Source organism: Microcoleus sp. S13C4, assembly GCF_036700865.1.
GTDB lineage: Bacteria > Cyanobacteriota > Cyanobacteriia > Cyanobacteriales > Microcoleaceae > Microcoleus.
Map to the genome: position 1 here is coordinate 1 of NZ_JAUBPS010000034.1, position 13,210 is coordinate 13,210.

At 45.5% G+C, this 13,210-nt stretch carries 6 protein-coding genes; 2 read left to right on the plus strand and 4 right to left on the minus strand.

What is annotated here, in order from left to right:
• Positions 1–120 precede the first annotated feature (120 nt).
• Genes QT996_RS15795 through QT996_RS15810 form a run of 4 tightly spaced genes read right to left on the minus strand, consistent with a single transcriptional unit; the run spans position 121 to position 5,527 of the window.
• A complete protein-coding gene (locus tag QT996_RS15795; RefSeq protein ID WP_333047654.1) occupies positions 121–1,677 on the minus strand; it encodes a PAS domain-containing sensor histidine kinase in 1,557 nt (518 codons plus the stop codon).
• Entirely contained in the window at positions 1,674–2,210 is a 537-nt protein-coding gene (locus QT996_RS15800) for a Rab family GTPase (RefSeq protein ID WP_333047655.1), read from the minus strand. The genes QT996_RS15795 and QT996_RS15800 overlap by 4 nt, the downstream gene beginning before the upstream one ends.
• 2 nt (positions 2,211–2,212) lie before the next feature.
• A complete protein-coding gene (locus QT996_RS15805) occupies positions 2,213–4,912 on the minus strand; it encodes an OmpA family protein (RefSeq protein ID WP_333047656.1) in 2,700 nt (899 codons plus the stop codon).
• Positions 4,913–4,918: 6 nt separating this feature from the next.
• Positions 4,919–5,527: a hypothetical protein gene (locus QT996_RS15810; RefSeq protein WP_333047657.1), complete on the minus strand. Its 609-nt coding sequence runs from the start codon at positions 5,525–5,527 to the stop codon at positions 4,919–4,921.
• Positions 5,528–6,514: 987 nt separating this feature from the next.
• On the opposite strand from QT996_RS15810, the gene alaS reads away from it, so the two are divergent.
• Together alaS and QT996_RS15820 are read left to right on the plus strand one after the other, a co-directional pair.
• Positions 6,515–9,166 (plus strand): alanine--tRNA ligase, encoded by a 2,652-nt coding sequence (gene alaS / locus QT996_RS15815; RefSeq protein WP_333047658.1) that lies wholly within the window; start codon positions 6,515–6,517, stop codon positions 9,164–9,166.
• Positions 9,167–9,484: 318 nt separating this feature from the next.
• Positions 9,485–13,210, plus strand: coding sequence for a CHAT domain-containing tetratricopeptide repeat protein (locus QT996_RS15820; RefSeq protein ID WP_333047659.1), 3,726 nt, complete (start codon positions 9,485–9,487; stop codon positions 13,208–13,210).

The following is a 13,210-nucleotide window of genomic DNA, read 5'->3' on the forward strand; positions in this document are numbered from 1 at the left end:
GATAGTTGACCTTCATAAAAAATCCCTTAATTTTCTGACCTGACATTGTAGCACTTATTTGGCAAAATGGTATTAGTAGTGAATGCGCCCTCTGTAGCGCATTATCTGAAATTAATCTATTTATCTGTGTTGGTAAAATGGAATTTTGACTATAAAGGTAGTGCCTAACCCTGTCTCGCTGGAAAATTCGAGTTGACCTCCGTGCAAGTCTACACACTGCTTGACTATGGATAAACCCAGTCCTGTACCGGGTATTTTTCCCACATTTTTGGCTCGATAATAAGATTCAAACAGTTGTTCTTGGTCTTCTAGAGGAATGCCAATGCCTGCGTCTTTAATTTTAAATGTAGCTTCTTCATTATTCTGACAATTTAATTCAAAATAAATATTGCTGTTGATCGGCGAATATTTGACTGCATTTGACAGCAAATTTGTCAAGATGTGCCGCAGCAATTTTGCATCCAGTGCTGGCAAGTCTTGTGTTTTCTCCGACTCCCGATCATTTTTTTGTGCTGCAATAATTAATTCGTTATCAATAAAATTAATTATATGATTTTTTCCGTAACTAATTTTTATTGATTCTACTAACTCGCTGCAAAATTTTTGTAAGTTAACTGGTGCGGGATTGAATTCTAGTTTGCCGGCTTCGACGCTGCTGAGCAACCGCACGTCATCTAATAGCTGAGCCATGTGTTTAGATGCGGATTGAACGTGTGCGAGGTATTGTTGTTTTTCCTCGTGGGTGATTTCCTCGCCGTAGTCTTGGAGGATTTTAGTAGCAAATAATATTGTATTTAAAGGATTGCCGAATTCGTGAGCTAGCATTGAGAAAAAACGAGATTTTACCTGTCTGAGTTCTTGCTCTTTTGCCAAAGAGCGGCGAATTTCTATTTCTTGTTGCTTGCGTTCTGTGATGTCCCTGCCGATATAGATGAAATCGTAAAGTCCTTCTAATTCTGTCTGAATGGCTGAACAAGAAAATTCTACCCAAATTTCTTCTCCTGCTTTAGTAGTGCAGATTAGTTCCAGTTCTCTGAGCGGCTCTTTCTGAGACAAAATATAGCGGTGGCGAGCTTGGTAAAGTAATTTTTCTTCCACTACTATTAGGGAGAGGGGGTTGCCGATCAATTCTGCTTCGGTGTACCCAAATAACCATTTTGCTGATTGATTGACTGATTTGATAATTCCTAATGTTGTTGTCACCAACAAAGCATCGCCCATCGAACGAATAACTTTATCTATATAATCTTTAGAAGCGGCTAAGGCGCTAACCAAAAGATTAGCTTCATTCGCGCTCTGAATCAACGATTGCTTCATCACCATCTTTTCGGTGGTATCTTCAATCAAAATTAACAATTTATTTGGCACATCTTCTTGTTCGTCTTCATGTTTGATAGCCAAAATATCAAAGTATAAAGGGCGTTTGGGGTCGGCAAACCGAGCTATACCTTTGATTTCAAAACCTGGCAGCCGTCCCATAATGATAGACATGAGGATATTTTCAATGCCAATCAGTTCGGGAAAACTCATGCGAGCATCTGCACCGGGTATCGCGTCGCCCGGATTATCGGCATAATGCTGCACTTTGGCGGAGTTTTCCTGAATGATGAAAAGGTGATTTACTACCAAATACTCTATTTGTTGCGGGCCCAATAACTTTCTTAAAATGGGGTTCATACTGGTTCTATCATTGTGTAAGCTAGTTTATAGAAAATTTCGTCAACGTCTTTGCCTGTTTTAGCAGATGTCGTGCAAACTGCTATTACTTTGTCTTGACATATCGAATGGGATATTTCCACTAGCAGCGCCAATTTTTCCTCGTCAATCAAGTCTACTTTGTTCAAAGCGACGATAATTGAACCTTTAGGATTGACTGAAGAAAAAAGCTGAATGTGTTCGGAGATTCGCTCAACTGTTTCGGAGCGACTGACATCGGCAACGATTAAAACGCCGCTAGCTCCCTGCAAGTAAGTCGGTGCTATTCCTTTGAATTTTGTATGCCCTTCTAAATCCCAAATCAGCAACTTTGCACTCACATTTTCCCGCTGTTTTACCCCTTCTAATTCTAGAATTTTGCTGGAAATTTTTACTCCCACAGTGGATAGGTATTGGTCGCTGAATTGCCGATCTACAAAACGGCGGATTAGGCTAGTTTTACCCACGCCAAAGTCGCCGATCATACACATTTTTTTAGATATAGTAACTGACATAATTATTTACTGTTTATGGTTTTAGTTATGGGTTCAAATACCACGCATCTGCTTAAAAGTCGTGGTTGATTGGGTGCCACGTCGGCCGGAGGATACGCGACGCCGATTGTTTGGAGGCGCTTCGGGTTAGCACCTTGCCGCACTAAAGCATCTCGCACTGCTGCGGCACGCCTGAGCGACAACTGTTGATTTGTAGCAAGTTCTCCACTTTGATCGCTGTGCCCAATTATCTTAATCTGTTTTTGAGGATATTGATCCATGAAATTTTTGACACTGGCGATGATTTCTTCATCTGTTGAGTCTAATTTTGTCGTTCCTTGCTCGAAGTAGATGCGGGTTGTAATTTTCAGCGGCTCTAATTTAACTGTGCTAATCACGGATTGAACACCGGGAATTTGCTTCAGGGACTGAGCTATTTTCTGTGCGTCTGCACTGTCTCTAACTGTACCCTCTACAGTCACTTTGCGGTCGCCATACCGTGTAGAAATAGAAACGCCCTCTCTCTGGTTCAAAACGGCGGTAATCCGCTGCACCTCGGCGGCCGTCAAAACTGGATCTGGGGGGACATCTACAGCTACAATTCTATTATCTAATTGCAATTTTGGTGCAGTTGCTGCGGCTATTTTTTCGGCTTGTGCCCGCAATTCTTGATTGGGCAACTTTCCGGTTAGCTTTAAAGTTTTGCCATCCACTGCAACATCTAAGCGGTAAACTGCTAATTCGGGAGTGGATGCTAAAGCGGCGACGGCATTTGCTTCGAGGCGGCGCTCAATGTTGCTGCGGTACTGATAAATTCCCCAAGGTACTAAGATTAAGCTTAGGGTTGCTAAACTGATAGCCGCTAGGGCGATCGGGGGTTTTGTTGATTTTTCCGTTTGTAGCGGGTCGAATAAAGTTTTTATACACGGGTGCAGCGCCTCCGGTATAGTACCGGGGTCGCCGTTAAACTCGTGAATTACTTGAGCATAATTAAGGATGAGATTACTAACGGTTTCTCGTATTTTCTTGATGAAAGAGTCGGGTGGTTCTCCTTTAATCACGACGGCCATGTAGCAATATCCCGCTACTTCTAGCATAATCTTTGAGTCGCCGTATTCAATTTGATTTAGTTCGGAAACTTCTCCGGGCCGAACGATACAGTCGTTAACAAAGCTGCGAATAGCGGTGAGCATTCCGGCTACCATTTCTGATTCTAACTGGTAGCTCTCTGAGTTTTGAACTTCGGAAATTATCAAGCCTGATGCTTTGTGAATTAAGAATGCTGCTTGGACGGTGAAGGGTACTGATTCTTTGAGGATTAATTCAGCTTCGGAGACTCCTTGTACTTTGGAGCGAATTTTTCGCTGAAATCCTTCGACGCTGATGGCATTGGACACTTTTTCATTGATTGTCTTGATAGCTTCGGCCATGTATCGGGAAATTGTACTGCCAATTACGGGATAGAGCGCATCCACCATAGAGTCGCGTTCGAGTTTTATTTGGGCTGTAATAGCTTTGCCCATTTCGGGGGCGAGGGCTTGGGCGATCGACTCTTGGTCAAGGCGAATTTGCTCTTTAATTGCCAGACCTATTTCTGGGGCGATCGCCTTAGCAATATCCGCTGGCGAATTCACTATTTGTTGAGCAAGTGCGTCGGGAAGCAGCTCAGCTATTGCCGCACTCATTGCCGACTTGTTTTCGACAGTTTTTGCCCTAATCACTTCGTCAATAATGGGCACGATCGCCTTAACAACTTCTTCTCTCGAATCAGCAATTTTGCGGCTGAGAATTTCTGCGATCCAAGGCAACATCAACTCAATCAACTCTTGGGGCTCGTAGATTTGGTGCTCCAATTTTTCTAATTTATCGTCGATTGTTGCCATCAGGTGGCGCACCCCCGGCAAATCGTTTTCTGCCAGCAGACTTTTCACTTGCTCGATATCCGAGATTTGTGAGCCGAACATCAGATTTTGCAGCCTTTCCATGGCGCTGTCGGCTTCATTTAAATCCTGTTTAATTTGGCCTAATATTTCTGTTGGCTGTTCTCGTAAGTTGGGAATTTCTAGATCCGAAGCCACCGCAGCATCTAAATATCCAGTTTCTGGTGGCTCTGAGACTGGGGAAACTATGGGGTCATGGGGAATTTCCGAGGGTTTTGACTCGGTTTCGGGAGCGGAAACACCCTGTAAATACCGATCGCTCCCGTGGGATTCTTGAGCCTGTACTTCCTGTAGAGAATCTTTCATTGTCAAGTTAGACAATTCTTCGACAGGCTTTGATTTGTCCTCCAAATCCGGCTGGGCGATCGCTGAAACATCTATAGTTTTAGCTGAGGAATAGTTTTTTTCCAGTTCTGAAGTGTTGAGTTTGTGAGTAGCGAATAGCAAACTTTTGAACTCGTCTACAACAGGCGGCGTATCGCCAGACTCCGGTTTGCGATCGCCAGTTTCGGGCAGACTCGCTGCAACTTCCTCTTGCTTTTCTGAGGAAATACCTAACAAATCCATCAACCCGCCGAGGGCCCCAGCTTGATTTTTTTCGTCGCTGCTGTCATCTTCGGACTCTGCATTTTGCTGGTTGGAACCTGCAATAATTTTGAGATCGACTAACAGATTCAGCAAGGGTTCTAGCTGGGTTGCTGCATCCGCAGCAGACTCGTCAGGTTTAGAAACAAAACCCTCTAACTCATTTTCGTCAGCGGGATTTTCTTTCGGTAAAGCCATGCGTTATTATCCGTTATGGTGGCGCTCCGGCAACAGAAATTCGTTATTTAACTTATTATCAGCAACGCCTTTAAGTTCGGGCACAAATTCTGTTCCTTTGAGCCTCATGCCGAGTTCAAACAGAATTTCTGCCATGTCGTCTCTAGAAACTTTAACATCTCTGAGCATAGAAAAGCGGCGGTCGAGCTCTTCAAAAACTTGTGTTTTCAAAGTGCGGCTTTCTTCAGATAGTCGATCTCTGGTTTTGGAGAGTTCGTCGCGAAGCGAACTGGTTTGATTGTCTATAGCCTCGTCCAGGGCTTCCATGCTGCTGGAGAATTTGCGGTTAACGCGATCGACTTGCTGACGGATGTCTGCGCTTTCTTCTTGAGTGTTTGAGGTGAGCGATTTAACTTTTTTTTCTAACGAATCAACAGCAGCCTTCATTTCTCCTGAAAGAACTGTTTTTACTTGTTCGATGCGAGTTTGCATATCTTGCTGCATCATCGACAAGTCGGAATCTATTTTATCGAAGCGATTGTCGTATTCTCTAAGCTGCGCTCCAAAAATTATATCGCGAATCTGGTCGATATTTCCCAGCCGTTCGCGCATTTCTTCTTTAGTTATTTCGGGCATACTTGTACCTGGAATCTCCGGAAATTGTGAGTTTAAGAACTGTGCTAGTGATTTACGAAGTTTGTTGGTGGCACTAGCTTTTTTGACCGGGCGGCATTTTATTTTTTGAACTCTCACCCCTGCCTCGGGGATGGGATTTTTTAGAGTTTTGACTCTAAATATCCTGAGATTCAAATTTTTGAGCCTGGTCTTGTCACCAAAAATGGCGGTTTGCTATCCTTGCCTTGTACCAAGGTCAGAGAAGCGTAAACTTTGCTGCTATACAGCACAGCGGGGTAGGTTTTAATGTCTTGACTGACATCCTCAATGATATCGCATCTTGACAGTGCCTGATACTATAGCGCTTGGGTCGCAGCAAAAACCGGGGCGCGCGCTCCAACTCTAATTATATATAAGATATAACTCCAAAGCTGCACCGATCGCTCGCCGATCGGCTCCGAGGATGTTGCCTTTGACCTGAAAGCGCTTATACAGCCGAACTCTGCCCCTGTGCTCCTGCGATCGCCCTATAAAAATTCATAGGGCCCGATCGACAGCGATCAGACCCAATAATATGAGAACTTGGTTTTTTCTAACAAACGAGATGTGTTTCCGGTTGAGAACTTTTACTTACTAGGGTTTGCAACTTGTGCAGCTTTACTTTTATTCCGCAACGACAACTAAGTCTCACTCGACTGCGGTTTGGCTTGACTGCTTGATCGGCAGTTCGCCACTATTGCAAGTTGTGTTCGGTTAATTTCTGCTGCGCCTGGGAATCTAGACCGGAGACACCATGTCTATATCCTCGAACTTTCTTTCTAAATATAGCGACCTCCTTTCTGTTTCTGTCCGGGTGTCTATTATTAAGTTAGCACGAGCTTTCCGAGGAGTAAAGCACTATTTGCAAAACTTGATAGGTCTTTACATTACTAAGTATAATGATATAAATATCCACATAGATGTAAGTTCTATTGCTGCTACATCTTTACATACTTAACTGTTTTTGTCATGTCTATTTCTCCTAAGTTTCTCAGTGGCAGCCAAATCCGCCAAACATTCCTCGACTTTTATGCCCAGCGGGGACATAAAATCTTGCCGAGTGCTTCTTTGGTTCCCGAAGATCCGACAGTGTTGCTGACGATCGCCGGAATGCTACAATTCAAGCCGATATTTCTTGGACAGCGCACCGCCGAATCACCGCGCGCCACGACTTCTCAAAAGTGCATCCGCACCAACGACATCGAAAACGTCGGCCGCACCGCCCGCCACCACACGTTTTTTGAGATGTTGGGTAACTTCAGTTTCGGGGATTATTTCAAGAAACAGGCGATCGCCTGGGCGTGGGAACTTTCCACGGAAGTTTTCGGTTTACCAGCGTCGAATTTGGTTGTTAGTGTTTTCCGAGAAGATGACGAAGCTTTTGCGATTTGGCGCGATGAAATTGGCATTCCGGGCGATCGCATTCAGCGCATGGGAGAAGATGACAATTTCTGGCAATCCGGCCCGACTGGCCCCTGCGGCCCGTGTTCCGAGATTTACTATGATTTTCACCCAGAAAGAGGCGACAATATTGACCTCGAAGATGATACCAGGTTTATTGAATTCTACAACCTGGTTTTCATGCAGTACAATAAAGATGCAGAGGGCAATTTAACACCGCTGCAAAATCAAAATATTGATACTGGCTTGGGACTGGAACGCATGGCGCAAATCCTCCAGAAAGTCCCCAATAATTACGAAACAGATTTGATTTTTCCGATCATTCAATCGGCCGCAGAAATTGCCGGAATTGATTACCACAATAGCGATGAAAAAGTCAAGGTTTCGCTGAAAGTAATTGGCGATCACATTCGGGCTGTGGTGCACATGATTGCGGACGAAATTCGCGCGTCGAATGTTGGTCGGGGTTACATTTTGCGCCGGTTGATTCGCCGGGTGGTGCGCCACGGGCGACTGATTGGAATTCAGGGCGAATTTACGGTGCGGGTGGCTGAAAGTGCGATCGCCCTTTCGGAAGCTGCTTATCCGAACGTGCGGCAGCGGGAAGCTCAAATTAAGGCGGAATTGGCAAGGGAAGAGGCGCAGTTTCTCAAGACTTTGGAACGCGGAGAGAAGCTGCTGGAGGAAATTGTCGATCGCACTAAACAGCAAACCAACCAACAAATCAGCGGTCAAGATGCTTTCACTCTTTACGATACCTACGGTTTCCCCTTAGAACTGACTCAAGAAATTGCTGAGGAACAGGGAATTACTGTGGATTTAGACGGCTTTGAAGCGGCGATGAAGGAACAGCAAACTCGCGCTAAAGATGCTCGCCAAACAATCGATTTGACCGTGCAGGGTTCTTTGGATAAGTTGGCTGAAACTATCCAAGGAACTGAGTTTGTCGGTTATGCTGAATTGTCGAGTTTAGCTGAGGTGGAAGTTATCTTGGTTGACGGCAAATCTGTGGAGGAAGCAGCCGCCGGTACTGAGGTACAAGTTGTTTTGAACCAAACGCCGTTTTATGCTGAATCCGGCGGACAAATTGGGGATAAAGGTTATTTGAAAAGCGGAGATAATGGTGATGGTTTGTTAGTAAGAGTTGATGATGTGAAGAAGGAATCGGATTTCTTCGTGCATTTCGGCTTTGTGGAACGGGGAACGCTGAAAGTGGGCGATAGTATTACTGCGAAAATTGACAATAGCGGTCGCCGCCGAATTCAGGCTAACCACACAGCAACTCACTTATTACAATCAGCTTTGCGAAAAATTGTGGACGATTCGATTTCGCAAGCTGGTTCGCTGGTATCGTCTGAGAGATTGCGGTTTGATTTCAATTCTCCGCGCGCTGTCACAGCAGAAGAGTTGCAGAAAATTGAGGATTTAGTTAATAGTTGGATTGCTGAGGCGCACGCTGCGGTCGTTGCAGAAATGCCGATCGCCCAAGCGAGAGAAAAAGGCGCGACTGCGATGTTTGGCGAGAAGTACGGCGACGTGGTGCGGGTTATCGATTTTCCCGGCGTTTCGATGGAATTGTGCGGGGGGACTCACGTCAGCAATACCGCAGAAATCGGGCTGTTTAAGATTGTTTCCGAAGCGGGGGTAGCGGCGGGAACTCGCAGGATTGAAGCGGTTTCCGGCCAAGCTGTTTTGGACTATTTGAATGTGCGGGATAAGGTGGTGCGCGATTTGGGCGATCGATTTAAGGCGAAGCCTGAAGAATTGCCGAACCGGATTACTAATTTGCAGAATGAGTTGAAGGATACTCAGAAACATTTGGCTGCTGTCAAGTCGGAATTGGCGATCGTGAAATCCGACCAGTTGCTGAGTGCGGCTGAGGATGTCGCCGAATTCAAAATCATTGTAGCTCAATTGGGAGATGTGGATACGGAAGCGCTGAAAACTGCGGCGGAAAGATTGCAGCAAAAGTTAGGAAATGCTGCGGTTGTTTTGGCATCAATTCCTGAACCGGACAAGGTAAGTTTGGTGGCTGCTTTTAGTCCAGAAGTCAATAAGAAAGGATTGCAAGCTGGCAAGTTTATCGGGGGAATTGCTCAAATTTGCGGCGGAAAAGGCGGCGGGCGGCCGAATTTGGCGCAGGCTGGGGGACGCGATGCAAGTAAGTTGCAGTCAGCGTTGGAAAGTGCTCGCAATTTGTTAGTTGAAGGGTTGAGGTAATCTGGGTTTTTTGTAGGAGACTAAAACTCTTTTTATCTCTCGTTTATAGCGGAGGCTAGATCCCCCTAAATCCCCCTTAAGAAGGGGGACTTTGATCGGAATCTTGTCCCCCCCTTCTTTAAGGGGGGCTAGGGGGGATCGAGGCTTAATCGTCAGTTCGATCGCTTCCGTCTGCCTGAATCTTCGCAGGCTGCTACCGCATATTTGGGCCCTTACATCTGCGTTTATCCGCGTCCATCCGCCAACATCTGCGGTTCAAAACTCCCTTGATTTCCCCCCGCAAAAAATGTAAAATCAAACAAACATGGGTAGCAAAAAATGAACGAAGCACGCCGCCAATCCTATCTCACCCTGATTCAATCTCTCCTCACCTGGGACAGCGACGAACAAACCGCCATCCTGCAAGCCAATCTAGAATTATTAGACGATGATTTTGCCCAATATTTGCGAGAGTGGGCAACTGAAACCCGGCCCAACTTGGATGCAGACAAAGCAGAAACTCGTGCCAAGATTTTATACAATTTAAATATAAAAATTTCAAGTCTTCAGCAAGGCAGTCGCAGAAGCAACATAGAGATTGCGATTGCTTGTCTGGATATAGGATTAACTATTTTTACCCGCGAAGCTTACTCAGAAGATTGGGCAAAATTTCAAAATAGTCTAGGTGGTGCTTACAGTGACAGAATCAAGGGAGACAGGGGAGAGAATATAGAAAAGGCGATCGCATTTTATGAAGCAGCTTTACAAGTTCGCACCCGCCCAGCTTTTCCCGAAAAATGGGCACTGACTCAAAATAATTTGGGAGAAGCTTACAGAAAGAGAATCAAGGGAGACAGGGGAGAGAATATAGAAAGGGCGATCGCATTTTATGAAGCAGCTTTACAAGTTCGTACCCGCCCAGCTTTTCCCCAAGATTGGGCTGGGACTCAAAATAATTTGGCAATTGCTTACTCTTCCAGAATCAAGGGAGACAGGGGAGAGAATATAGAAAGGGCGATCGCATTTTATGAAGCAGCTTTACAAGTTCGCACCCGCCAAGATTTTCCCCAAGATTGGGCTGGGACTCAAAATAATTTGGCAAATGCTTACAGAAACAGAATCAAGGGAGACAGGGGAGAGAATATAGAAAAGGCGATCGCATTTTATGAAGCAGCTTTACAAGTTTACACCCGCCCAGCTTTTCCCGAAAAATGGGCACTGACTCAAAATAATTTGGGAGAAGCTTACAGAAATAGAATCAAGGGAGACAGGGGAGAGAATATAGAAAGGGCGATCGCATTTTATGAAGCAGCTTTACAAGTTCGTACCCGCCCAGCTTTTCCCCAAGATTGGGCTGGGACTCAAAACAATTTGGCAAATGCTTACTCTTCCAGAATCAAGGGAGACAGGGGAGAGAATATAGAAAGGGCGATCGCATTTTATGAAGCAGCTTTACAAGTTCGCACCCGCCAAGATTTTCCCCAAGATTGGGCAATGACTAAAAATAATTTGGGAGAAGCTTACAGAAAGAGAATCAAGGGAGACAGGGGAGAGAATATAGAAAGCGCGATCGTATTTTATGAAGCAGCTTTACAAGTTTACACCCGCCAAGCTTTTCCCGAATATTGGGCAATGACTAAAAATAATTTGGCAATTGCTTACTCTTCCAGAATCAAGGGAGACAGTGGAGAAAATATAGAAAGGGCGATCGCATTTTATGAAGCTGCTTTACAAGTTTACACCCGCCCAGCTTTTCCCGAATATTGGGCAAAAACTCAAAATAATTTAGCCGGTGCTTACTTATATAGAATCAAGGGAGACAGTGGAGAAAATATAGAAAGGGCGATCGCATTTTATGAAGCTGCTTTACAAGTCCGCACCCGCGAAGCTTTTCCCGAATATTGGGCAGACACTCAAAATAATTTGGCAACTGCTTACTTATATAGAATCAAGGGAGACAGTGGAGAAAATATAGAAAGGGCGATCGCATTTTATCAAGCAGCTTTACAAGTTCGCACCCGCGAAGCTTTCCCCCAATCTTGGGCAGACACTCAAAATAATTTGGCAACTGCTTACAGTGACAGAATCAAGGGAGACAGGGGTGATAATTTAGAAAAGGCGATCGCATTTTATGAAGCTGCTTTAGAATTTTGCACTCCTACCACCTTACCCCTTAACTGTCTACGAAGTGGGCAGAACTTAGGCAATTTAGGATTTGACGAAAGTTTGTGGGAAACAGCCATATTCGGCTACGAAAAAGCCATTGAAGCAGTCGAACAAAGCCGCGAGTGGATAACATCAGACAAACACAAACGAGAAATCATCGAACAAAATCTCAACATCTACGAAAAAATGATGCAATCCTGCATCAATCACCAACAATATGACAAAGCCCTGCAAACAATCGAACGCAGCAAATCCCGCTACCTAGTCGAACTCTTCACCAACAGCGAAATCTACCCCAAAACAGCCACCGACACCGAGAAACAGCAACTCCAAAACCTGCGCCGCCAAATCGCCGCCTCCCAACAACTCCTAGAAACAGAAACCCCATCTCCTCCCCCTCTTTCTCCCCCCCTTACCAAGGGGGGGCCGGGGGGGGTTCCCGAAGACTCTCCCTCACAACGCACAACCCAAACCCGCAGCCTCAGCCCCGAATATTTCCAACAACAAAAAGCCAAATTAGAAACAACCTTACAGCAACTAGCACAACTGCTGGAACAAATAAAACAGCGAGAACCAGAATTCACCCTAACTCAAAAAGTCGAACCCATAGACATCACCAAATTCCAACAAACCTTAGACACCGAAACAGCGATCGTAGAATGGTACATCGGCAACAACTCAGAGGGCGGGCACGGGGGCACCGCCCCTACGGGTGGGTTTGCCTTCATCATCACCCGCGACAACATCGAATTAGTCACCTACACCACAACCCAAATAACCGAATTAGAAACCTGGAAAAACAAATATCTCGAACAATACCGAGGCGACGAAAAACAAAACAGAATCTGGCAACACACCCTATCCACAAAACTCCAAAAACTCTCCGAAATCTTGCAGCTAAACGAGATAATCGCCCACATCCCCCCCGATTGCCAACAACTAATCCTAGTACCCCACCGCTACCTGCACCTATTCCCCCTCCACGCCTTAGAATTCACATCAGAGGGCGGGCACGGGGGCACCGCCCCTACGAGGTACTTGTTAGACTGCTTCCCCAACGGTGTGAAATACGCACCCAGTTTGCAACTCCTGAAACTCGTACAAACCCGCATCAAAACCCGCACATCTCCCCCACCCGAACACCAGCCATTATTTGCCATCCAGAATCCCACCGAAGATTTATCCAACGCGGATATGGAAGTAGCAACCATCAAAACCAGATTCACATCCCACGACATTCTGATCAACAAACAAGCCACAAAAATCGCCTTCACCGAAAACCGAGAAACCATCTCAAATGCCAGCTACATCCATTTTGCCTGCCACGGACTATTTAACTTTGACAATCCGCTGCTATCCCTTCTCGCCCTAGCCGATTCCATCGAACAAACCAACAATCAAAATGCAGATGACCGCCCTGTCATCATGCGCGACGGCCGAAAAGCCATCCCCGAAAAATGCCTAACTTTGCAAGAAATCTTCGCAGAATTAAACCTATCGCAGTGCAGGCTGGTGACACTCTCCGCCTGCGAAACCGGGTTAACCGACTCCATCGCCATCACCGATGAGTATATTGGTTTACCCAGCGGCTTCTTGTACGCTGGGAGTTTGAATGTTGTCAGCACCTTATGGAGCGTCGATGACTTGGCAACGGCAATTTTTATGATAAAATTTTATCAGGAGTTGCACCCTGAAAGGTTCGTTGCAGTTGCTGTCAATGCTGCCCAAAACTGGATGCGCGCCGTCAGCAAACAGGATTTGAAAATTTGGGTTGAATCCTTAAAATTAGATGAAACATGGATGACAGCATTCAACAAACGGTCAAGCTACTGGCCAGAAGATAAACCACCTTTCATCAATCCCAAATTTTGGGCTGCATTCTGCGCTACGGGATACTAG